Source organism: Haladaptatus sp. T7 (genome assembly GCF_026008575.1).
In the GTDB taxonomy this organism is placed as follows: domain Archaea; phylum Halobacteriota; class Halobacteria; order Halobacteriales; family Haladaptataceae; genus Haladaptatus; species Haladaptatus paucihalophilus.
Genome location: NZ_BROP01000002.1, coordinates 379,508 through 401,479 on the forward strand (window position 1 = coordinate 379,508; position 21,972 = coordinate 401,479).

The window sequence follows — 21,972 nt, forward strand, 5'->3', positions numbered from 1 at the left end:
TTTTTCGGTAGGCCGACCTTACAATCGGTCGCGGAAATCACAGCGAACAACCATCTGATTTTGTTATATTTACTCGTTCGGGCCACATTAGAACCGAGAAAGAACGATTGTATGGGTTCTCGAGTATTATTTCACAGTTTGATTTATACCAATGAACTGCGCGTAATCGGCAGAACTATCCGCTCCCCTTTTTCTCGTTGCCGTCGAGGGGTCAGACACCATGAGAGTAGCAGCACGGAGACTTCTCGCACCCCTGTTGATAGCCGCCCTCCTCGTCAGCACCAGCGCGGGCGTCGCGCTCGCGGCCGGGAACGCATCGGACAGCAACGTCACGAAACTCGGCAATCAGGACATTACCATCAGCGACGCGACCGTCACCATCTCGGATACGAACATCGCCGGACCCGGATTCCCGAATCTCACCATCGACAACCAGCGGTACACGCTCGACTCCTCGACGATGACCATCGACGGTCTCCACGTCTCGTTCAACGGGCAGACCTACGAGATATGCCACGTCGACATCACGCTGAAGAACCTCGGCGTGACGCTCGACAACGTTCAAATCTCGGACAGCAACTGAGCGGTGAGCGAAACTCCGCTTTTTTCGGACGCGTGTTACCTCGCCGAGCCGTTTTCCGCCGTCGAATTCCGGAGCCACTGTCGGTACTCGTCCTTGGGGAGCACGCGGACCTCGGTCCGCATGCGCGCGTGGCCCGAGCCACAGAACTCGGCGCAGTAGCCGCGGTACGTTCCGGGTTCGAAGACGCGCGTGTGGATGACGGTGGTTCGCTTGGGGAACACGTCCTGTTTGACCCCGAGTTGCGGGACGAACAGCGAGTGAATCACGTCCGCGGAGGTCATCCGAACGTAGATGTCGGTGTTCGCCGGGAGAACGAGTTCGTCGCGTGTCGTGACGTTCGTCCCCGGATAGCTGAACTGCCACCCCCACTGGTAGGCGAGTCCGCGGACCGTCACCGAATCCGTCGAGTTCGCGGCGTCCGCGAGTCCCATCCTCGCGCCGCCCGTTCCAGCGCCACCCGACCCGCCGCCCGTCGGTTGCGTCGGCGTGATGTACGGATTCGTCAGCACGGTGAACGCCGCGACGCCGACGAACAGCAGGATGATGGCAGTTGCGATGGTCCACGTTATTTCGAGCGGCGGGTCCTCCGCCGTCGGTAACGGGTCGTCGTTGTTCCGGAACTTGAACACCGCGTAGACCAGAATTATCTCGACGAAGAGCGTCAGCGGCAGCGCCACGTACGCGAGCTGGTAGTTCAGCGAGTCGATGAGCCGTTTGTTGACCGACTGCGCGGCCGCTGGTTGGACGGCGGCGATTCCGACGACGAACAGGCACACCAGCGCCCCCCACCGAGATGCCCCCCTGCGGCGAAGTCGCATCGTTCCCGAGTCAACAGACGTGCGGATATAACTATCGTGCGCTCGGTGAACTGTGTTTCATGTGTCAATTCTGTCGGACAGGAGGCGGCCTGCGGCTTTATCATGGTCGCCATTGACACGAGTGAGTATGCACGGGGGGAAGGGGACCAGCGAAGCCCATCGAGAGGTGGTTCCGCGATGAATCGGGCGATAGTCGAGTTCACGGCGCTCTCGCTCGTCGTCCTCGGGTGTTGGGTTCTCTCGCGGCTGTCCCATCGACAAGCCGCGGAACCCGACGGCGGGTATCCGGCGCGACGCGAGTTCGATTTCGACCTCGGTTCGATGTGGAAGTCCGTCGTCCACTGGACGACGACGACGAATCACCGCGAAATCGGGACGCTGTACATCATCTTCGGGACGTTCGCGGCCCTCTGGGGCGGTATCGAAGCCATGATGATGCGGACGGAACTGCTGACGCCGAACGCGAGCATCTGGTCCACGGAGACGTACAACGCGCTGTTCACCTCGCACGGCATCACGATGCTCTTTTTCTTCGTCACGCCGGTCTTCTTCGGCATCGCCAACTACTTCTTGCCCATCCTCATCGGCGCGGACGACATGGCGTTTCCGCGCCTCAACGCCATCGGCTTCTGGCTGTTGCCGCCCTCGTTGCTCCTCGTTCGCGGGGGGCTTCCGTCACAGGTCATCGGCCAGTTTCTTCGACTGTTCGACGTTCACGGTCCCCTCTTTCAGTTCTTCTGGACGCTCCGCGACCCGGAACTCGGATGGACGCTGTACACGCCGCTTTCGACCCAGAGTTCGAACCCGCAGATAGACTTCCTGCTCCTCGGGTTGCACCTCTCGGGCATCGCCACGACCCTCGGTGCCATCAACTTCATCGTCACCATCCTCTACGAACGCGCCGAAGACGTAGGGTTCGACTCGCTCGATATCTTCTGCTGGAACCTCCTCGTGACGAGCGGGATAATCATCTTCGCCTTTCCGCTGCTGGGGAGCGCCGCCATCATGCTGCTGTTCGACCGCGTGTTGGGAACCACGTTCTACGCGCCACAGGGCGGCGGGGCGCTCCTCTGGCAGCATCTGTTCTGGTTCTTCGGGCACCCCGAAGTGTACATCATCTTCCTCCCGGCGACGGGGCTGATGAGTTTCATCCTGCCGAAGTTCGCGGGCCGGAAGCTGTTCGGGTTCAAGTTCATCGTCTACTCCACGATGGGTATCGGCGTGCTCTCTTTCGGCGTCTGGGCGCATCACATGTTCACGACGGGTATCGACCCGCGCCTCCGCGCGAGTTTCATGGCCGTCTCCATCGCCATCGCCGTACCGAGCGCCATCAAAGTGTTCAACTGGATAACGACGATTTGGTCGGGGCGGGTTCGGCTCACGGCGCCGATGGTTCTCTGTATCGGCAGCATCGGCACCTTCGTCGTCGGCGGCGTGACCGGCGTCTTTCTGGCGGTGATACCCGTCGATATCGTCCTCCACGGCACCTACTACGTCGTCGGTCACTTCCACCTGATACTCATGGGCATCATTCCGTTCATGATGGTCGCCGCGAGTTACTACTGGTATCCCATCCTGACGGGGCGGATGTACGATCGGCAACTCGCGCTGTTCCAATCGCTGTTGCTCGTCGTCGGGTCCGTCGTCACCTTCGGCACGCTCGTCATCATGGGGCTGTTGGGTCTCCCGCGGCGCTTCGCCATCTATCCCGCGGAGTTCGCGTCGTACCAGCGCATCGCCACCATCGGCGCGTATCTCCTCGGCATCTCGGTGCTGTTGTGGCTCTACAACATGCTCTGGTCGTACTGGAACGGCACCCCCGTCAAGACGGCCGACGTGTGGGGGCTGAAACGCACCCACCAGTTCACCCGCGAGTGGCAGTGGTTCGAACGACGGCTGGAGGAGAAGTACGGCATCGAACCGACGGAACCCGAAATAACCCGTCCGGCCGCGACGAGCGTCCCCGGCGAGGGCAGTCCGAACATCCTCGTCGGCGTCGAACCGCTGATAAACACGATTCCGCGCATCGCGGGCGCGGCCGCAATCGGCGGGTTCATCGGAACGATGCTCATGTCCGGCGTGCTGTTCACCGCGACGGTGCTGGGCGTGTTCGACCTCGTGTCGTTCTCCGACCTCGCGGGATTCGTCGGCGAACAGGGCGTGGTTATCGGCTACCTCCTCTTCCTCATCGGGGGAATGACGACCTGGGCGCTCCTGTTCGCCGTCCTGGCGGAGTACCTGCCCGGAGGTCCGCGGATCATCACCGGATTGGCGTTCGCGACGATAATCTCGGTCGGGTTCGGACTGGCCTTCTACACCGGCCAAACCGGTCTTCACCTCCTCGCCTACGCCGTCTTCGTCCTCATCGCCCACTGGTTCTACGGGTTCGGACTGTCCGCCACGTTCGAGTACCTCTCCGAACGGTGGGAGGTGGCCTGATGGACCCCGACGACCGACATCCCGAACCCATCGACGAGGAAAGCTCGCTCTCCGAGACGTTGCTAACCTACGGCGCGCCGTTCTTCGGCACGCTCCTCGTCGCCGTCGGCATCGCCGGGGGAACGCTCGGCGGGTACGCCGTCGTTCAATCCCAACTCAACCTTTGTGGCAATCCGACCATCGTCGTCTACTCGCCCGGCGCGACCGACCAGCTGACGGCCGCGACGCGGACCGACCCGCTCCGGGAGTTCGGCATCGACGAACTCGCGCCCGCGGAACGCCGGGCGTTCGAGGACGCGCTCGAAAATCCGCGGGACACCGGCGAGGTTCGCGGACGGTTCGTCCACCGGCGAGCATTCGAACGAGGCGTCCTCGTCGCGTCCGGCGGGACCACCCGGTACGTGACCATCTCCTCCGCGAACCCGTGTCTCGGGGTTGACCCGCTCCTGTTCCCGCTCGGCGTGGTGTTCGTCCTGTTGGGCGCGCTCGGAATCCTCACGCCGCCGCTCTACCGAAAGCTCCTCGAACGCGAGGAGCGGGCACGCGGGACGAATCGGTGATTTCGGCGTTCTTCGACCCGATTCCGAACCCGGAGGCGTGCGTATTTCGTGCTCCCCGTCGTCCGTTCATCGGGAGAGAACCATGACACAGCAATCGACCGGCCACGTCTCGCGGGTCACGCATTTCGCGCTGATAGTCGCGGACCAGGAGGCGGCCCTCGACTTCTACACCGAAACGCTCGGCTTCGAAAAGAAGGAGGACAGCGAGATGGGCGAGGACAGGTGGCTCACCGTCGCCCCCGCGGGACGGGAGGGCGTCCACATCATCCTCCGGTCCCCGGAGTGGTTCGACGGTCGGGACGCCGACAGATACGAGGAGTTGGTCGGCCACAACCCGATGATCGGCTTGGAAGTGGACGACTGTCACGCGACGTACGCCGACTTGCGCGAGCGCGGCGTCGAGTTCGCGTCCGAACCGCAGGAACGCGAGTACGGCGTCGAAGTCATCGCGTTCGACCCGGAGGGCAACGAACTCCTCTTCGTCGAACCGGCGCGGGCGTGACGGCTCTCACCCCGTCACGCTCGACCCGACGTACAGCACGACGACGAGGAATATCCACACCGCGTCCACGAAGTGCCAGTACATCGAGACCGTGCTGACCGACGTATCCCGTTCGGAGTCGTACTGGCCGCGAATCGCCCGACCGAGGACGACGAACAGCAAAATTACGCCGAGCGTGACGTGCAGGCCGTGCAAGCCGGTCAGTCCGTAGAAAGCGCTCCCGAACAGCCCCGAGGTCAGGGTGAACCCCTCGCGGACGATGAAGTCGTAGTACTCGTACGCCTGCCCCGCGACGAACCCCACCCCGAGGACGACGGTGACGCCGAGGAGCGCGAGAAACCGCTTTTGCTTCCCCTTCCGGAGCGCGATGTGCGAGTAGTGAAGGGTGAAACTGCTCAGCACGAGGACGGTCGTGTTGACGAGCAGGAGCGATGTCAGCACGTCGGGCAGTTCCGCGGGCGGCCACGTGCCGACGCGGACGAAGAAGTAGTAGGTGAACACCGCGCCGAACGTGGCGATGTCGGTCAGCAGGAACGACACCATCGTCGCCTCGTAGGAGTACTTCTTCTCCGTGCTCGTCCCGTGTTGCCAGTAGTCGCGGAGGTAGGCCTGGTCGAGCCATCCGCCCAGTCCGCCGACGAGCACGACAAAGCCGAGGAGTGCGAGAACGACCCCGACGATTCCGGGGAACACGTCGGAGACGCTGCCCAGTATCGTCAACCCGAGTCCGAGGTACATGGTCGCCGCACCGCCCGCAGCGATGATGGGCCATCGACTTCGGTGATGCGCCGATTCGTGTTCGTCCGCGGACGCCTCGGTCGCCACTGGGTCGGCCATAGCCGATAGAGACACACCGCGGAACGGCAAAAATTCGACGGCGACGCTACAGCAGGTGTGCGCCGGAAAACGAGACGGTCGTCCGGTTCGGGAGCACGTCCTCGACGCCCACTGCGAAGACGGTTTCGCCGAGCATCGCCATGCTCGCCGCGCCGCCCACCGTCTCCACGTCGGCCACGGTGTCCCGAACCGTGTCCGTGGGGAGTTCTATCTCCCGTGCGAACGACCACGCGTCCCGCGTGAGGCGTTCCAAGGACGGCTCGCGCGGCAGCGAATCGAGCGTCTTCCCGCCGACGCGTCCGATTCGCGCCATCAGGTCCGGATTACCCAGCGTCTCGCTGGTCGCCATCCCGCCGAACGAGACGTACTCGATGGCGTCGGTCGGTTCCCAGCGGCGGCGACCCGACCCGTCGCTCATCAGCGCGCCGCCCGCCGTCTGGATAAACACGTCGCCCAATCCGGTTCCGGCGTTCACCTCGGCGACGTGCGAGGCGTGTACGAGGTCCTCCCGCGAGCGTCCGAGTCCGAACTCCGCGTTCGCCGCGAGCGCGGTCGCGAGCGTGGCCGCGCCGCTCGCGCCGAAGCCACACCCGATGGGAATGTCGTGTTCGAGTTCCACGCGGGCGGTGCATCCCAACTCGTCGAGCACGCCGGAGACGGGTTCGAAGTCGGTCCCCTCGCCGTCGAGCAGTATCTGGGTTTCGTCCGCCGCCCGCACCGACGCGACGACCCCATCCTCGATAGCCATGCTCGCGCCTCTCGACTCGTCGCCCGACTCGGCCGGTGCGAACACCGCCGTCACGCTTCCCGGAGCGAACGCTCTCATACTCGTTTCAAGGCGAAAACGGCCCTTCAATCTCCCGTCTGCGGAACGAAGCGCCGGAAACGGTCACGCGAGCGGATTAGAGTGTGTCTAAGCTCCGGGGCGGTCACATCCCGCCGTCGTCGAATTCGAGGGTGACGTCGAGGAGGTCGGAGAGAACGTCCGGGAACGAGACGACTTCCACTCGCTCTTCGTCGTCGGGGAGGTGAACGATACCGGCGGCGACGAGCCGCGGAATGTCGGTGTGGTGGAGTTCGGTGTAGATGTGGACGTGTTCCTGCCCCGAGAGGGGTTCGTCCCGGTCGGCGTCCATCCACCCCGCCACGTTGTCCGCGAGACGCGTGACCGTGGTCTCGTCGTGCCGCCGGAGGTGGTACAGCGCGTACCGTCTGCGCGGTTCCGTGAGAATCTGCAACAGTGCTCGTAACGAGGTTTCGTCGCCGTCCATGTCTTCGCCTACCGACGCATGCGTTTCCAGCGGGACGTAATAAAATACCGGGAAAGCCCGCGTCGGGCAAAGTTATAGTCCCCGCTCGGAATGGTAGGGTATGGTCGACTTTCTGCCCTCCACCGTCGATTCCGTCGCGGACGAGGACCGCGACCCGCGAGTCGTCGGCGTCGACAGCGAGGACGCGGACGCGTTGGTCGCCGCCCTCTCCTCGCAGACCGGACGCGATATCCTCGCGGCTCTGTACGAGGAACCGGCGACCCCGGCAACCATCGCGGAACGCGTCGAGACGTCGCTCCAGAACGTCCAGTACCACCTCGGAAAGTTGGAAGACGGCAACCTCGTCGAGGTCGCGGACACGGCCTACTCCAGCAAGGGGCGCGAAATGAAGGTGTACGCGCCGACCGCGGAACCGCTCGTCCTCTTCGCCGGGAACGAGTCGGATACCGTCGGACTGAAATCCGCCCTCTCGAACCTGTTCGGCGGCCTCGGCATCCTCGGGCTGGCGAGCCTCGTCGTCCAGCGACTCGCCACGAACAGACCGATCATCGGACCCATCTTCCAGATGGGGTCGAGCGGCAACGCCGACAGCGGCGAGAAGGTAGCGACGACGACGGCACGAAGCGCCGACGCGGGCGGCAGCGCCGGAAACGCGGCGACGACGACCCACGCACCCGCCGACGGCGGAACGACCCACGAGGCGGCCCGGACGACGGCGGAAGCCGCGACGACGGTCGCGGACAAGACGACTACCGCGCTGCATGCGAGCACGACCAGCACGACGCGGACCATCGCCGAGAGCGCGTCGGGTTCCGGTATCCCACCCGGAGCGCTCTTTTTCGCCGGTGGCGCGCTGATTCTCGTGCTCGCTTTCTTCGTCTGGTATCGCCGGGAGAAACGGAGCGGGCAACGCTAAGCCTCTCGGGGTCGTCTCTGAGGACGGCCGATGTTCGACCGAAGAACCGTCCACTGGGCCGGGACACGCGCCATCGCGTTCGGAGCGGCGTTGGTCGTCCTCTCGCTTCCGCTCGTCATCGTGGGCGTCGCCGACGTTCTCGCCGACGCGGCGTCGATTACGACGGCGATAGACGTGCTGATTCACCTCGCTCCGGTCGAGGCGGTACACCGAGACTCGTGGACGCCGCTCTCGCTCGGACTTCTGGGCGTCGGAATCGGGTGCTGGTCGCTCGGCGTCGGATTCTTGTTACAGGGCCGAACAGAAGGGTAGAAAAACCGACGGATAGCGGTGCGGTGGCAAGGAGATGGTGTGGCGCGAGGTGCTGGCTGGTAGTGGTTGGTGGTGGATGATGTTCGATATGTTACGACAACGCCGTGTGCGCCACAGTTCGTGGCTGGCACGGGCGATAGAAAAACGTCACTAGTTGTACTATATACGTCCCAATAGCGGACGGTACCCGCTTCGACGCGTGTCAACACCCGAAATCATTTGTTCCTGCTTCGTTTTCGAAGGGGTATGGACGTATTCGAGCGACTCGAAGCCCTCCTGCAGCAATTCCGTCGAAACGTGGGTGCCGAAACGGTGTACGGAACGCCGATACAGGTCGGCAACCGAACAATCATCCCGATAGCGAAGGTGAGCTACGGGTTCGGCGGCGTCGGCGGTTCGGACGGCAGTCGAATGGGCGGCGGTGCGGGGGCGGCCCCAATCGGCGCGCTCGAAGTGTCGCCCGAAGGGACGCGATTCGTGCGGTTTTCGGAGTCGCGGCGAACGCTCGCGGCCCTCGGTCTCGGTATCGCCATCGGCCTGCTCGTGCGTCGTCGCGTCTGAGAACCCGACCGTCCGGTCAGCGGGAGAGTCCAGTCGCCGGTCGAAAGACGGCGAAGTCGAAGCGGTCTATCTTTCTGAGGCCGACGAACAGGAGGGCGGCCACGACGACCGGAATCCAGTGTTCGAAGTAGAGGTTCATCGCACCCCAGAGGATGACGAAGCTCACCATGTCGTCCAGCATGAACTCACAGGAGTCGAGTCTGTCGCGGAGCGCCCGCCAATCGAATCCGAGTTCGACGAGTCCGACGGCGACAGCGCCGCTGACGACCCAGCCGAGGTAGTTCGAGAGCGGGACGCCGTAGTACGCGCCGCCGTCGGCGTACGCCCAGAACCGGAGCGCGACGGCCGCCGGGTCCAACACGAGGTCGATGACGACGACGACGGCGAGCGAGGCCGCAAAGCGGGCGAGGCGGGAGTCCGCCCGCGGGCCGAGCAACAGGAGACAGAGCAGGTAGCTGTTCAGCACGAGCGGGAAGAAAAACACCGGAAGCCCCGCCGGAACCGTCCCGAACAGCATCGGGCCGAGTTCGAGGACGTAGTGGAACTTCCCGTACGGGAACCCCGTCGTCACGCCGAGGAACTCGATGGCGTACGTGTAGGCCGTCAACAGGAGGAGCGCGATACCCGCCCGTCGGTCCACGAGCGGCGTCAACCCGGCCACGAGCGGCGAGCGCATGACGAGCGTCCCGAAGATGATGAGGAAGGGGTTCCGCGCGAGCCACGCCGGGAGCCACGCCTCGTACCCCACCACGAACAGCGCGGCACCGATGAGCGGAAAGACGACCGCGATGGTGAACCGGTTCTCGCGGACGAGCGCGGAAAGCCGCGCCTCCGCGGCGCGTCTATCCACGGACGACACCCCACAGGCCGCCCACGGTCAACACGGCCCCGACGGCGGTGTTGATGGCCGGATACCACCAGTAGGCCCGTGCGATGTCCACGTCGCGGGTGACCCACGCGACGACGAGCAGGGGGTACGCCAGCAGGAGCAGTCCCGCGCGGACGTCGAGGAGCGCGAACACCCCCGCCGCGAGGAGCCAGCAGACGGCACAGTAGGCGAGGGTTCGGGACTCCCCGAGCGCCGTCGCCGTCGTCCGAATCCCGGCGCGACGGTCGGGTTCGATGTCGGGTATCGCGGAGAACGTGTGCATGCCCATCGCCCAGAGCCACCCGCCGACCACGGCGAGGAGTGGGGGCTGACTCCCGGCGAGCGCCGCGTAGGCCGCCGCGCCCGGGAGGACGTACAGCCCGTTCGAGAGCGAGTCGATGAACGGCGTCGTCTTGAACCGGAGCGGCGGTGCGGAGTACTCCGCGCCGAGGAGGAGGAAGCCGACGAGCCACGGCCACGCCGCGGACGGCGTGACGAACAGGAACCCGACGCCGAGCGCGGCACAGACCGCGACCGCGACGGGAACCGCTCGGTCCCCTCGATACCGCGACTCTCGTCCCTCTTTCTTCGGGTTCTCCTCGTCCACGTCGGCGTCGAACACGTCGTTGATGCCGTAGAGGAAGACGTTGGCCGGGAACAGGAAGTAGACGAACAGGGCGACCGAGACGGGGGAGAGGAGGTCGCCGACGGTCGATGCGCCGTAGGCCAAACCCACCAGTACCGGCCCGGCGAGATAGAGCCAGAATCGCGGCCGCGACAGCGTGAGGAAGGAACGGATCATCGTGTGTCGGTACTCGACGTTAGTGGTCCTCGACCATGGCGTCCGCGGTGTGTTGGCCGCTGATGAGGCACATCGGGACGCCGATGCCGGGCGTTGTGTACGACCCGGTGAAATACAGGCCATCGACCGTCGGCGACCGGTGGCCGGGGCGCATCGGCCCGGTCTGCAGGAGCGTGTGGGCGAGGCCGAGCGCGGTTCCCTTCGTGCTGTTGTAGCGGTCGGCGAACTCCGAGACGGAGAAGGACTCCTCGAAGACGATGCGGTCGCGGAGCGAGACGCCCGTGTTCGCCTCGATGTCGTCCAACAGTTTCTCGCGGAAGTTCTCGCGTATCGCCGGGCCGTCGGGCAGTCCGGGCGCGATGGGGACGAGCGCGAACAGGTTGCTGTGTCCCTCGGGCGCGACCGAATCGTCGGTCTCGCTCGGAACGCAGAGGTAGTAGGCCGGGTCGTCGGGCCACGACGGGGTATCGAATATCCGGTCGAAGTGCTCGTTCCAGTCCTCGGGCAGGACGAGCGTGTGATGGGCGAGCGGTTCCACGTCGCCCTCGACACCGAGGTACAGGAGGAACGCCGACGGCGCGTAGGTCCGCGACTCCCAGTAGTCGGCGTCGTACTGGCGGGACTCCGGTGGGAGGAGTTCCTGTTCCGTGTGGGCGTAGTCCGCGTCGCTCACCACGAGGTCGGCCGCGATTCGCTCGTCGCCGCTGTGGACGAAGAAATCGCCCTCGTGACCCGTGATATCCGTCACTTCGTAGTCGGTTCGGAACTCGACGCCCAGTTCCTCGGCGAGTTCGACGATACCGTCCACGACGCCGCCGAGACCGTTTTCCGGGTAGTAGACGCCGAGGTTGAAATCGACGTGGCTCATCAGGTTGTAGATGGCGGGCGTGTTCTTCGGCGACCCACCGAGGAAGACCAGCGTGTACTGCATTATCTGCTGGAGTCGCGGGTCGTCGAAGTACTGCTCCACGTGGTCCTGCATCGACCCGAGGAGGTTCAGCCCGCGGGCGTTCCGCGCAACGTCCATCGAGACGTAATCCCGGAACCGGGAGCGGTCGGTGTAGACGAAGTGCTCCATTCCGACGCCGTAGTTCCGTTCGGATTGGTCGAGATAGCGCTGGAGCGCCTCGCCAGCGCCCGGTTCGAACGACTCGAACAGCTCCTTGTTCTTCTCCAACTCCGGGAGGATATCGACGAAATCGACCCCTTCGGTTCCGTTCTCGCTCCCATCTCCGTTTTCGCTCCCTCGCCCGTCGCCGTCCTTGAAGAAGATACGGTAGTGCGGGTCGAGTCGCTCCAGTCGGTAGTAGTCGCTCGGCGTGCGGTCGAAGTGACCGAAAAAGCGCTCGAACACGTCGGGCATGAGGTACCACGACGGACCCATGTCGAACCGGAAGCCGTCTTCCTCCAGTCTGCTCGCGCGGCCGCCGAACTGTTCGTTCTTTTCGAGAACCGTCACGTCCGCGCCCGCGTCGGCGAGATAGCACGCAGTCGAAAGCCCGCCGAAGCCGCTCCCCACGACGACGACGGTGCTGTCCGCGAGATTCATACCGGATATGGGGGCGCGAAACTGATAAAAACGACTCCCCGACGTGTTGGGTTCCGGTGTGGATAAGGTCGGTTTTTCGGTGGTTTAGCGGGCGTATAACAAAGGTGGCGGAAGTCATAGAAACGGATGCGCCCCTTCCTGACTCGGGCGCGTCAGTCAGTGTGAGCACGCGTATCTCGGCGGTGCCGGAGGCTCTGGCGGGAGGTTGGCTTCCTCCCAAAGTGTCACCAATCCTCTCACGTAAGTTCTCATCCCGAGATACCGTAGACCCCACACTGCGCTATCTCCCTTGCTTTCGATACTATCATTCGGTAGACTTATGTCCGCGTGCCCCACCCTGAGTAGCAACAGAGTCGAACCTACGTGGAACTTGACGCATTCTTTCTGTTGTTGGGTGTCGCCGCGCTGTCGTTTCTCGTCGTCGTCTCGCTCTACGTCGTCTGGTCCCGAATCGTGGGGCTCGACCCGACGGTCGCACAGAAGTTCGCCTCGTTCACCGGCATCAAGCGGTTTCTCACCGCGCTCGTTTCGGGTGCCCTGCTGGGAACCGCGGCCGTCATCGCGCCGTCCGTGCCGGTCGGCATCGCGGCCATCGTCATGCTCGCCGCGAGCGCCTTCGCCGCGCTGATGCTGTTCGAACTGGCACAACGGCGCTACGCGAACCGGTCGTGACGGCGTAAGCGTCCCTTGTACGCGGACAAACGGCGACGGAGAGTGTGACACAAAACCGAGATTCCGACGGCGGTCACACCGCGTCGGCGACCGCCGAGAGGAGGTCGTCCGGGGACACCACCGTTCCGCGCTCGCGGAGCGACCGGTACCGAACCGCCGCCTCGCTTCCGGCGTAGTTCCTGTCCTCGAAGGGTCGTTCCTCCACGACGACGACCGATTCCGCCTCGGCGGCGGCGTCCAGGTTCGCCACGTTGCCCGTCCCAATTTCGACGTCGGCGAGGACGGTCACGTCGGCCTCGCGGATGCGCCGCTCGACGACGGTTCGCGCCTCGGGGCCGATGGGCGCGAAGGGCTCTTCGGCGACCGTCTCCAGTCCGAGGTGGCGGGCGGTTTCGAGGTCCGAGTCGCCCTCGTTCAACACGCCGACGGACACCTCGTGGCCCGCCGCCGAGAGCAGGTAGAGGAGACGTGAGACGGTTCCGCCGCCGCCGATGACGTGCACCCGACCGCTCCCATCGTCCTCGCGGTCGCCATTGCCGTCGGTTCCGGCGGTTCGCTCGGGGAGCGCGGTCACGTAGGTCGAACCGGTCACGGGGTGTCTGGAGACCACCGCGCGAGTGTCGAACGCCTCGCGGAGGGTCTCCTCGGCGAGTACCTCGGTGGGGGTTCCGTCGGCGAGCACGGACCCGTCCGCGAGCAGCAGGAGTTCGTCGCAGTAGTGGGCGGCGAGGTTCAAGTCGTGAATCGCGGCGACGACGGTCTTCCCGTCGGCGACGAGTTCGCGGACGAGTTCGAACGTGCGGACTTGGTGATTGATGTCGAGGCTGGCGGTCGGTTCGTCCAACAGGAGGACGGGGGTGTCCTGTGCGAGCGCCCGCGCCAGTAACACGCGCTGGCGCTCGCCGCCGCTGACCTCGGTGATGGAGCGGTCGGCGAACGCCGACACCTCGGTTCGGTCCATCGCGCGTTCAACCACATCGGTCCTCGTTTCCCCGTCGAATCCGTCGCTCCCCGCGGGTTTCGCGCCTATTTCGCTCCCGAATCGGGTCCGGTACGGGTTCCGACCCATCGCTACCACGTCGCGCACGTCGAAATCGAACGAGAGCGAGGTGTCCTGTGGTACGGTCGCCACGCGACGGCTGGCGGCCTTCGAGGAGAGGTCCTCGATAGCGTCGTCGTCCACGACCACGCGGCCCGAATCGGGCGAAAGGACGCCGTTGGTCGCGCGGAGGAGGGTCGTCTTGCCCGCCCCGTTCGGCCCGACGAGGCCGACGAAACGCCCTTCGTCGATGGACGCCGACACGCCGTCGAGGACCTCGTTTTCGCCGAGCGTTATCGAGACGTCCTCGATTCGAATCACAGCGAGCGCACCTCGCGTTTGCGGAGCAGATAGAGGAAGAAGGGCGCGCCGAGGAAGGCGGTGACGATGCCGACGGGGAGGTCCACCGCGCCGACGGCGGAGCGAGCGACGGTATCGGTTGCGACCAGAAAGACGGCCCCGGCGAGCGCGCTGGTGGGGAGCAGGATGCGGTGGTCGGGACCGACCAGCAGGCGCATGATGTGCGGGACGACGAGGCCGACGAACCCGATGACGCCGGACACCGAAACCGCGGCGGCGGTGACGACGCTGGCGACGGTGAGAAGGAGGCGCTTCGTCCGCTCGACTTCCACGCCGAGGTTGTGGGCGTCCTCCTCGCCGAGCAGGAGAACGTTGAGGTCGGCCGCGAACGCGAGGAGGACGGCGAATCCGAGGACGGAGACGGGGAGCGCGAGGCCGACCTTCGTCCACGACGCGTTGTGGAGGTGACCCATCAGCCACAGCACGGCCTCGCGGAGGCTTCTGCCGCTCCGGAGGAGGAGGAAGGAGACGACGGCACCGAGGAGCGTCTGTACCGCGACACCGGCGAGGAGGAGGGTGGCGACGGGGGTTCGCCCGTTCTGCGTCGCCAGCAGGTAGACGCCGAAGGCGGCGGCGATTGCACCGCCGAACGAGAAGAGGGGGAGCGCGAAGGGGATGGAAATCGAGAGCGCGATGGTCGCCACCGCGCCGACCGCCGCGCCGGAGGAGACGCCGATGATGGACGGGTCCGCCATCGGGTTGCGGAAGAAACCCTGCATCACGACGCCCGCGGTTGCGAGGGCGAAGCCCACGACTCCGGCGAGGGCGATTCGCGGCAGTCGAAGTCGAACGACGATGACCTCGGCGGTGTGTGGAACCGCGAACGAGAAGACGTGACCGTACCGAAGGTCCAGCGCGGGAACCCCGATGGTCAGTCCGCCGGGTACGACGAGCGCCTGCTTGCCGAGTCGGACGCCGGTCGGCACCGCCACCGCGTTGAGAATGGCCTTGCCGACGACGACAGGCGAGAGCGAGGTCGGACCGATGGCCGCGCTCACCAGCACGACGGCGACGAGCGTCGCCGCCAACCCCGCACACCACGTCGTCACGCGCGTCCCGTATCGCATCTCTTTGAAAGTGAAGTTGCTTTAGGTAAATATTTATTGAATACGCTCGACGGCCGATGTATGAGACGCGTACTGCTGTCGGCACTGGTGCTCGTCGCCGCGGTCGTCGGCTCCCTCGGAGTCGGCCTCGGCGCGGGCGTCGCCGGTGCACAGGAGACCTGCTCGTTCCCGGTCACGAAGACCGACGCGACGGGCACGAACGTCACGATAGAGGAAGAACCGAGTCGGATCGTCACGCTCTCGCCGAGCGCGGCCCAGACGATGTGGAAGATCGGCGGGAAGGAGAAAGTCGTCGGCGTCTCGAAGTACTCCGCGTACCTCGACGGCGCGAGCGCGAAGGCGAACGTCTCGGGTTCCGGGATGACGGCGGCCGTCCCCGAGAAGGTCGTCGCGCAGGAACCCGACCTCGTTCTCGCGCCCAACGTCATCTCGGACGAGACGGTGAAGAAGCTCCGCGATGCGGGGCTGACGGTGTACAAGTTCCGCGAGTCGAAGTCCATCGACGACATCTACGCGAAAACCGAACTCACGGGGCGACTCACCGGCGAGTGCGACGGCGCACAACGGACCGTCTCGTGGATGAAAGACCGCATCGAAACCGTCCATCAGGCCGTCGAGGGCGAGGACAGCCCTAAGGTCATGTACGTGATGAGCGGCGGGTACACCGCCGGGTCGGGAACCTTCATGGACACCATCATCACGCAAGCGGGCGGAACGAACGTCGCGGCCGAGGCGGGAATAAAGAGCTATCAGCCGATCAGCAGCGAAGTCGTCGTCGAACAGCAACCCGACTGGTTCATCCTCTCGGCCGGTTCGAAGATTCCCGACGATTACGGCGAAACCCCGGCCGCGAAGGAGAACCGGACCGTCTCGCTGAACCCGAACTACGTGAGCCAACCCGCCCCGCAAATCGTGACACCCATCACGAAACTGGCGAAGACGCTCCACCCGGAGGCGTACGCACAGGCCAACGTCACCACGACGACTGAAACCACGAACACGGACACGAGCGGCACCGACTCGAAAACGACCACGACTACTGCCGCCACGACGACGGAATCGAACGGCCAACCCGGACTCGGCGTTCCCGTCGCCGTCGCCGCCGTCGCGCTGGTCGGACTGCTGGCGCGGCGCGACTGAGCGGTTCGAAATCCCCCGACTTTCCCTGCTGCCCTCACCGTGACCGCCAAGGTAATCTACTAAAGCGTAGTGAAAAGTACTGATTGTTGTTGTACTACTACTGAATCCTCTGTTCTCATACTATTTTATACTATTTTACACTGTTTTCTACTGCTCTCTACTGTTTTCTGCTACTCTACACTTCCATCTACTTTCTTCCATCTTCATATACTGTATTCTACTATTCCGTATCGTCCGTAACGGAAGCGGACCCACGACCGACATCGGTTCCCGCCTCGGCGTGACACGAAAAGGCGTTTAACGCGGGACTGTGGAGAGGTAGGTATGGTCGAGATAGTCATCTGGCCCGCCTACATCGACGCGGAGTTGACCCGCGGCGAGGGGCGGCGGGTGCCCCAGGAATCCGCCGTCGAGGACCCGACGGTGGACGAGATCGCCCGAGCGGTGCAACAAGTCGGCTACGATACCGTCATCGAACGCGACAAAGCCTACTCCCGCGAGGGGTGGACGGCGCGCGGTCGCGTGTTGGTGCAGAACGCCGACGACTCCTCGAAGAACGACCTCATTCAGGCCGTCGCCGCGTACGTCACGGCCATGCGCAACTGATGCAGCGGTTGGGACAGGTCGTCCGGACGGCCCAAGGACTCGCCATCGTGCGGTCGCCGAGCGATGAGTACCCGAACATCGGGACGACGGTGGTGGACGAAGGGCTGTCGGAAGTCGGTCGGGTCGTGGACGTGTTCGGGCCGGTGTCGCGGCCGTACGTGGCGGTGTCGCCGGACGAGGACGCGCAACTGGCGATGCTCGTCGGGTCGAAGCTCTACGCCCGCTAGCGGTTTCGCGCTCGGTTCACGAACTACCAGCCGTCCGACGAACCCAAAACCACAAAGAGGGGGCACTTCCTTCTCCGCATATGGATACTCGAACGCGGGAGTTCGTCGCCTCCGGGTTCACCGTCGCCATCTTTCTGGCGGTGCAACTCGGCGCACTGGCGCTGGTGGGGCCGTTCAAGACGGCGGGCTACCAGACGGTCAAGGACCCCTCCAATCCGACGAACAGCCTCGTCTACATCGGCGTCATCCTCGTCTTCACGGCGGGAATGTTGTTGGTCATCAAACTCGGCGTGGAGTGGATTCTCCGCGCGATAATCATCCTCACGAGCGGGATGCTCTCGCTGTACGTCTTTACCGTGGTGATTCCGGCCGTCGTCACCGTCACGGTCGATGGGTCACCGGTCAACGTCCTCGCGTGGGCCGCCGCCGCGCTCGTTTCGGTCGCGCTGTTGCTCTATCCCGAATGGTACGTCATCGACTCGGCGGGCGTCGTGATGGGGGCCGGGTCGGCCGGACTGTTCGGCATCAGTTTCGGCCTGCTCCCCGCGATTCTCCTGCTCGCGGTGCTCGCGGTGTACGACGCCATCAGCGTCTACGGCACGGAACACATGCTGACGCTCGCCTCGGGCGTGATGGACCTGAAGATACCCGTCATCCTCGTGATTCCGCTGTCGCTCTCCTACTCCTTCCTCGAAGACGCGGTGGAGGCCACCAGCGAGGGTGCGGTGAACGAGGACGAGGTGGCGGCGTCGGCCGACGAACAGGCAGTGGACGGCGGCGAGGACGTCGAGACGGACGAGGCCGGAAGCGGTGCTCACGACCGGGACGCGTTCTTCATCGGACTCGGCGATGCCGTCATGCCGACCGTGATGGTCGCCAGCGCGGCCTTCTTCTCCCCGGCCGAACCGCTTCTCTCGGGTATCGCGCTCAACCTGCCCGCGCTGACCGCGATGGTCGGGACGCTCGTCGGACTGGTCGTCCTGCTCTGGATGGTGATGAAGGGTCGGGCACACGCCGGACTGCCGCTCCTGAACGGCGGCGCTATCGGCGGGTACCTCGTCGGCGCGCTGGCGAGCGGTATCCCGCTGCTGAAAGCCCTCGGACTGTAACACGACCGTTTTCGGACCTCTCCTGGTTTCTGACCGACGAAACCGACAGGCTCGTTCCACGCCTAGAGTGCGTATGGCTCGCACAGACGACGCCCCGATTCGGGTCGGCGTCCTCAGTTTTCACAACAGCAAGGAGACGAAGGCCATTTTGAACGCGGTTGAGGACCTCGGTTACACGCCGGTCTGGTTACGGAAGGGAAACACCCGGATTCAGATACTCGACGACGAGCCGCGGTTCGCCCCGGACGTGGATATCGTCGTCAATCGGCTGCTGTTGACGACCGCGGAACACCCGCTGGAACACCTCGAAATCGCTAACGCGGTCGCCGGACTCCGCCCGATGGTCAACCGGCCGGACGCCGTGCTGACCGCGATTCACAAGTACGCGACCGCGGTCCGCCTCTCGAACCACGGCATCAGGACGCCGGATTCGTTCCTCGGGCTGTCCGCCGCCACGTTCGCGGAGGGTCGTCGCTTCGTCGGCGGGCCGATACTCCAGAAGGCGGGAATCGGAACTCACGGCGAAGCCGCGTGGAAGGTCGGGACGGGCAAACGGCCGACGCCGATGGTCGGCAACAGACACACGTTCCTCCAGCGGTTTCTCGACCAAGACGGGAGACAGTCCGACGTCCGCGTCTACGTCGTCGGCGACGAAATCGTCGGCGCGATGCGACGCTCGGCCCCGAACGGCGACTGGCGGACGAACGTTGCGCGCGGGGGAACACCGGAAGACGCGACGGACGAGATTCCCGACGAGGTTCGAACCATCGCACGCGAGGCGACGCACGTCCTCGGTCTCGACGTCGCCGGTGTCGACGTGATGGAGTGGAACGGCGACTGGTACGTCCTCGAAGTGAACCCGACGGCGGGGTTTACCGGCCTCTTCCGCGCGACCGGCAACAGCGCGGCCCCGTTCATCGCCCGGTACGCCATCGAACGCGCTGGCGGCGAGGTCGCCAGCGAACGGGTCGAAGCGGTTGCGAGGGCGCTCGACGACTCGATTCCGAACTGCAAGCCGGTCGATTCGGCCGCGGCGAACGGACGGCGGACGGTCGGCTACACGGAGTGGGTGACGGTCAACGGCATGCGCGAGGCGGCGTCGGTCGTCGCCAAGGCGGACACCGGCGCGACCCGAACGAGCATCGGCATCGACCTCGCGTCGCGCGTCGGCGCGGGACCCGTCAAGAGCAGCGCCGCCGTGAAGTTCGGCAGCGGGAAAACGAGCAAAACACGGCCGTTGGTGGACGTGGACATCGGCATCGGCGGGCGGTGGCACCGCGTCACGGCCAGCGTCGAGGACAGAAGCCACATGCGCCACCACCTCATCCTCGGGCGGGACGTGCTTTCGGACTATCGCGTCGATATCCGTCGCCGGGCGAACGAGGAGTGAGTTTCGTTCCGGCCGAAGGAGGTTTCAGTTCAGTCGTCCCACGAACGAACGATGCCGGACACAGGCACCGCGACTATCGTCTACGACGACCCGGACGGAAAGGTACAGGAACGAGCGGTCGAGAACGACGACATCGTGTACTTCGACGACCACTGGCTCGTCAAGGTCGGGGAAAACGACGACGGGGACGACGTGGTTCGACGCATACCGCGCGAGCGAGTCCACCACGTCGAGCGCTCCATCGACGAACTCGAAAAGAAGGTCGAGGGAGCCATCGAGAAGGCGAAAGAGCAGGTCGGCTGGTCGGCGTAAGCGCGTTCGCCGTCCGCTTTGCCACCACAGCTATCGACGCGGACCCCGTGGATCCGTCGTATGGCTTCGAACGTCAAAAACGGATTCGTGGGCGGACTTTTCAGCACCGTCGTCATGACCGTGTTTCGAGAGTCCGTCTCCGTATCGTACCCGCCGACGGCGGACTTTCTCGCACGATACGTCGGTGGCAACCCTGACGAGCATCCGCTGGGTGCCTTCTTCCTCCACGCGCTGTACGGTGCCGTCGCTGGCGGTTTCTTCAGCGTCGCGTTCGGCGAGGGGTCGAACTCGGCGCTCGACGCCGAAACGGAGGGGACCATCGCTGGCCTCGGTTACGGACTGCTCCTCTCTATTTTCGGCGAGCGCGTCATGCTCGGTCGGTTGGTAGGGATGACGCTCGAAGAGGACGAATCGACGATATTCCACGCCGGACACGCCATCTACGGCATCGCCCTCGGCGCGTGGGTCGGGTCGCGGTCGTAAACGGACGCTATTCCCCGGTCAACGCTTCGCTCGCGGGCGACAGCGAAATCGTCGAGCCGAGTTCCTCCGCCGTCGCCTTCTCGTAGAGCATGTACGCCGAGGCGACGGTTTCGATGCCGGTCCCGCCGCTGTCGAAGACGGTTATCTCGTCTTCGGATTCGCGACCCGGTTTCTCGCCCGCGACCACCTCGCCGAGTTCGGCGTGGATGTGGTCCTCGTCCACCGCACCCGACTCCAGCGCCGCGAGGAACGACCCGGCGTCCTGCGTCGCCCGCTCTCGCAAGTCGGGGACGTATTTCGAGCGCTCTATCGTCGTCTCGTCGAGCTCGCTCTTTTCGGGATGATACTGTCCCATCGCGGTGACGTGCGTCCCGTCTTCGAGGATGTCGCCGTCGAACACCGGTTCGCTGGCCGTCGTCGCGGTGATAACGATGTCCGCGTCCTCGACTGCCGCGGCGCTGCTGGCGACGGCGGCGACCGACGCGGAGAGCGCCTCGTTCATCTCGGCCGCGAACGACTCGCGACTCTCCTTCGTCGGCGAGAAGACGGAGACGGTTTCGATGTCGCGGACGGTCACGGCGGCTTTGAGTTGTCCGCGCGCCTGTGCGCCGCTACCGATGATTGCGAGGGAGGTCGCGTCCTCGCGGGCGAGCGCGTCGAGTCCGACCGCACCCGCCGCCCCCGTCTTGAACGGATTCATGCTCGCGCCGTCGATGAGCGCGAGGGGCTGGCCGCTCTCGGCGTCGAACAGCGGCGTCATGAACCACGCATCGCCCGCGCCGAATCCGGCCGAGTACATGTACCCCCCCATCGCGCCGGTTTCGGGGAGAATCGCCGAGTAGCCGGTCAACATCCCCGCCGGTTCGTCGTTCACCAGCGTCGTTCGGGGTTTCGCGGGCGCGCCCGTCCCCCGCTGGCGGTAGCCGTCGCGCACGGCATCGACGAACTCGTCCATTCCGGCCAGTCCTGCAACGTCGTCGCTCGTCAAAAACAGCGTCTCGGTCATGGCTCACAAAACGGATGCCAGCGACAAAACCGTTGAGGAACGGGAAGCGGGAACCGACCGGACCGGGAACGAGGAGGGTCAGAAATCGGATATGTAATGGGGAACCGGAGACGCGATGGAGAGTCGGGACTCTGACGGGTATCGAAGGGAATTGAGGGAAGGAACGGTAACGGGAATCGAAGGAAGAGAGAAGAGGAGAGAGGGAAATCGAAGGGATTCAGTCAGCGGAGTTGATTGGCGTGGATGACTGGGGGTTCGGGGCGGGCGTTTCATCGACGGGACCGTTCACGAACAGCGCGTGTCCGATGAGGAGGACCGAGACGGTCGCTCCGAGGGGTACTGCAGTGGTCAGTGCGAGCCCGGCCGCGCTGAACGCTCCGGTTACGCCGACGAGTGCGAGCGGGATCAGTCCGAGAATGAGGTCGTAGTATCCAGTCATAATGTATTCTATAATATGCGGTGCAGGTATATAACTGTTTCCCGTAGGAAAAGCAGCTGTTTCCTGTATGCCTTGGGAATGCTCTAAGGAATCTACGGAAATAG

Annotated in this window: 26 protein-coding genes; 15 read left to right on the forward strand and 11 right to left on the reverse strand. The window is 64.6% G+C overall.

What is annotated here, in order from left to right; genetic code table 11:
- Nucleotides 1-220: 220 nt before the first annotated feature.
- Nucleotides 221-583: a hypothetical protein gene (locus tag OPC11_RS08070; RefSeq protein ID WP_232423685.1), complete on the forward strand. Its 363-nt coding sequence runs from the start codon at nucleotides 221-223 to the stop codon at nucleotides 581-583.
- A gap of 35 nt (nucleotides 584-618) precedes the next feature.
- On the opposite strand, the gene coxB is transcribed toward OPC11_RS08070, so the two are convergent.
- Complete coding sequence (coxB, locus tag OPC11_RS08075; protein ID WP_264781559.1) at nucleotides 619-1,401, reverse strand: cytochrome c oxidase subunit II; 783 nt, start codon at nucleotides 1,399-1,401, stop codon at nucleotides 619-621.
- A 177-nt stretch (nucleotides 1,402-1,578) separates the two neighbouring features.
- Between coxB and OPC11_RS08080 the strand changes: the two genes are divergently transcribed.
- From OPC11_RS08080 to OPC11_RS08090, 3 genes are all read left to right on the forward strand, one after another.
- Nucleotides 1,579-3,840 (forward strand): DUF6789 family protein, encoded by a 2,262-nt coding sequence (locus OPC11_RS08080; RefSeq protein ID WP_007978577.1) that lies wholly within the window; start codon nucleotides 1,579-1,581, stop codon nucleotides 3,838-3,840.
- The gene (locus OPC11_RS08085) at nucleotides 3,840-4,400 is read left to right on the forward strand and encodes a hypothetical protein (RefSeq protein ID WP_264781560.1); all 561 of its coding nucleotides are present in this window, start codon (nucleotides 3,840-3,842) and stop codon (nucleotides 4,398-4,400) included. Before OPC11_RS08080 ends, OPC11_RS08085 begins: the two co-directional genes overlap by 1 nt.
- Nucleotides 4,401-4,482: 82 nt before the next feature.
- A complete protein-coding gene (locus OPC11_RS08090; RefSeq protein WP_018128653.1) occupies nucleotides 4,483-4,902 on the forward strand; it encodes a VOC family protein in 420 nt (139 codons plus the stop codon).
- Nucleotides 4,903-4,908: 6 nt separating this feature from the next.
- On the opposite strand, the gene OPC11_RS08095 is transcribed toward OPC11_RS08090, so the two are convergent.
- The 3 genes from OPC11_RS08095 to OPC11_RS08105 form a co-directional block, all read right to left on the reverse strand.
- On the reverse strand, nucleotides 4,909-5,739 hold the full coding sequence (locus OPC11_RS08095; protein WP_264781561.1) for a heme-copper oxidase subunit III: 831 nt from the start codon (nucleotides 5,737-5,739) through the stop codon (nucleotides 4,909-4,911).
- 46 nt (nucleotides 5,740-5,785) lie between these two features.
- Nucleotides 5,786-6,565 (reverse strand): GHMP kinase, encoded by a 780-nt coding sequence (locus OPC11_RS08100; RefSeq protein ID WP_264781562.1) that lies wholly within the window; start codon nucleotides 6,563-6,565, stop codon nucleotides 5,786-5,788.
- A gap of 103 nt (nucleotides 6,566-6,668) precedes the next feature.
- Nucleotides 6,669-7,010 carry a hypothetical protein gene (locus tag OPC11_RS08105; RefSeq protein ID WP_007978567.1) on the reverse strand — a complete coding sequence of 114 codons (342 nt, stop codon included), beginning with the start codon at nucleotides 7,008-7,010 and terminating at the stop codon, nucleotides 6,669-6,671.
- Nucleotides 7,011-7,110: 100 nt separating this feature from the next.
- Here OPC11_RS08105 and OPC11_RS08110 point away from each other — a divergent pair, with 100 nt between their 5' ends.
- The 3 genes from OPC11_RS08110 (at nucleotide 7,111) to OPC11_RS08120 (ending at nucleotide 8,799) form a co-directional block, all read left to right on the forward strand.
- Nucleotides 7,111-7,926, forward strand: coding sequence for a winged helix-turn-helix domain-containing protein (locus tag OPC11_RS08110; protein WP_264781563.1), 816 nt, complete (start codon nucleotides 7,111-7,113; stop codon nucleotides 7,924-7,926).
- Nucleotides 7,927-7,956: 30 nt separating this feature from the next.
- On the forward strand, nucleotides 7,957-8,238 hold the full coding sequence (locus OPC11_RS08115; protein WP_007978562.1) for a hypothetical protein: 282 nt from the start codon (nucleotides 7,957-7,959) through the stop codon (nucleotides 8,236-8,238).
- A 246-nt stretch (nucleotides 8,239-8,484) separates the two neighbouring features.
- Nucleotides 8,485-8,799 (forward strand): spore germination protein GerW family protein, encoded by a 315-nt coding sequence (locus OPC11_RS08120; RefSeq protein WP_007978560.1) that lies wholly within the window; start codon nucleotides 8,485-8,487, stop codon nucleotides 8,797-8,799.
- Between the two features lie 16 nt (nucleotides 8,800-8,815).
- Here OPC11_RS08120 and cruF read toward each other — a convergent pair whose 3' ends face one another.
- The 3 genes from cruF to crtI are packed head-to-tail and all read right to left on the reverse strand — an operon-like array spanning nucleotide 8,816 to nucleotide 12,018.
- Nucleotides 8,816-9,649 carry a bisanhydrobacterioruberin hydratase gene (gene cruF / locus OPC11_RS08125; RefSeq protein WP_007978558.1) on the reverse strand — a complete coding sequence of 278 codons (834 nt, stop codon included), beginning with the start codon at nucleotides 9,647-9,649 and terminating at the stop codon, nucleotides 8,816-8,818.
- Nucleotides 9,642-10,469, reverse strand: coding sequence for a prenyltransferase (locus tag OPC11_RS08130; protein WP_264781564.1), 828 nt, complete (start codon nucleotides 10,467-10,469; stop codon nucleotides 9,642-9,644). Before OPC11_RS08130 ends, cruF begins: the two co-directional genes overlap by 8 nt.
- Before the next feature lie 19 nt (nucleotides 10,470-10,488).
- Entirely contained in the window at nucleotides 10,489-12,018 is a 1,530-nt protein-coding gene (gene crtI, locus OPC11_RS08135; protein ID WP_264781565.1) for a phytoene desaturase family protein, read from the reverse strand.
- Between the two features lie 363 nt (nucleotides 12,019-12,381).
- Here crtI and OPC11_RS08140 point away from each other — a divergent pair, with 363 nt between their 5' ends.
- Complete coding sequence (locus tag OPC11_RS08140; RefSeq protein WP_007978553.1) at nucleotides 12,382-12,690, forward strand: hypothetical protein; 309 nt, start codon at nucleotides 12,382-12,384, stop codon at nucleotides 12,688-12,690.
- 73 nt (nucleotides 12,691-12,763) lie between these two features.
- On the opposite strand, the gene OPC11_RS08145 is transcribed toward OPC11_RS08140, so the two are convergent.
- Nucleotides 12,764-14,050 carry an ATP-binding cassette domain-containing protein gene (locus OPC11_RS08145; protein WP_264781566.1) on the reverse strand — a complete coding sequence of 429 codons (1,287 nt, stop codon included), beginning with the start codon at nucleotides 14,048-14,050 and terminating at the stop codon, nucleotides 12,764-12,766.
- Nucleotides 14,047-15,156: a vitamin B12 ABC transporter permease BtuC gene (btuC, locus tag OPC11_RS08150; RefSeq protein ID WP_264781567.1), complete on the reverse strand. Its 1,110-nt coding sequence runs from the start codon at nucleotides 15,154-15,156 to the stop codon at nucleotides 14,047-14,049. Before btuC ends, OPC11_RS08145 begins: the two co-directional genes overlap by 4 nt.
- Nucleotides 15,157-15,216: 60 nt before the next feature.
- On the opposite strand from btuC, the gene OPC11_RS08155 reads away from it, so the two are divergent.
- The 7 genes from OPC11_RS08155 (at nucleotide 15,217) to OPC11_RS08185 (ending at nucleotide 20,423) form a co-directional block, all read left to right on the forward strand.
- Nucleotides 15,217-16,296 carry a PGF-CTERM-anchored ABC transporter substrate-binding protein gene (locus OPC11_RS08155; protein WP_264781568.1) on the forward strand — a complete coding sequence of 360 codons (1,080 nt, stop codon included), beginning with the start codon at nucleotides 15,217-15,219 and terminating at the stop codon, nucleotides 16,294-16,296.
- 324 nt (nucleotides 16,297-16,620) lie between these two features.
- Complete coding sequence (srp19, locus tag OPC11_RS08160; protein ID WP_007978549.1) at nucleotides 16,621-16,902, forward strand: signal recognition particle subunit SRP19; 282 nt, start codon at nucleotides 16,621-16,623, stop codon at nucleotides 16,900-16,902.
- Nucleotides 16,902-17,129, forward strand: coding sequence for a Gar1/Naf1 family protein (locus OPC11_RS08165; RefSeq protein WP_007978548.1), 228 nt, complete (start codon nucleotides 16,902-16,904; stop codon nucleotides 17,127-17,129). Before srp19 ends, OPC11_RS08165 begins: the two co-directional genes overlap by 1 nt.
- An 80-nt stretch (nucleotides 17,130-17,209) precedes the next feature.
- On the forward strand, nucleotides 17,210-18,238 hold the full coding sequence (locus OPC11_RS08170; protein WP_264781569.1) for a presenilin family intramembrane aspartyl protease PSH: 1,029 nt from the start codon (nucleotides 17,210-17,212) through the stop codon (nucleotides 18,236-18,238).
- Nucleotides 18,239-18,311: 73 nt separating this feature from the next.
- On the forward strand, nucleotides 18,312-19,628 hold the full coding sequence (locus tag OPC11_RS08175; RefSeq protein ID WP_264781570.1) for an aspartyl protease family protein: 1,317 nt from the start codon (nucleotides 18,312-18,314) through the stop codon (nucleotides 19,626-19,628).
- A gap of 51 nt (nucleotides 19,629-19,679) precedes the next feature.
- Complete coding sequence (locus OPC11_RS08180; RefSeq protein ID WP_007978545.1) at nucleotides 19,680-19,940, forward strand: hypothetical protein; 261 nt, start codon at nucleotides 19,680-19,682, stop codon at nucleotides 19,938-19,940.
- A gap of 60 nt (nucleotides 19,941-20,000) precedes the next feature.
- Entirely contained in the window at nucleotides 20,001-20,423 is a 423-nt protein-coding gene (locus OPC11_RS08185; RefSeq protein WP_007978544.1) for a hypothetical protein, read from the forward strand.
- A 7-nt stretch (nucleotides 20,424-20,430) separates the two neighbouring features.
- Here OPC11_RS08185 and OPC11_RS08190 read toward each other — a convergent pair whose 3' ends face one another.
- Together OPC11_RS08190 and OPC11_RS08195 are read right to left on the reverse strand one after the other, a co-directional pair.
- Nucleotides 20,431-21,429: an ornithine cyclodeaminase family protein gene (locus OPC11_RS08190; RefSeq protein WP_007978543.1), complete on the reverse strand. Its 999-nt coding sequence runs from the start codon at nucleotides 21,427-21,429 to the stop codon at nucleotides 20,431-20,433.
- 217 nt (nucleotides 21,430-21,646) lie between these two features.
- The gene (locus OPC11_RS08195) at nucleotides 21,647-21,868 is read right to left on the reverse strand and encodes a hypothetical protein (RefSeq protein ID WP_007978542.1); all 222 of its coding nucleotides are present in this window, start codon (nucleotides 21,866-21,868) and stop codon (nucleotides 21,647-21,649) included.
- Nucleotides 21,869-21,972 lie beyond the last annotated feature (104 nt).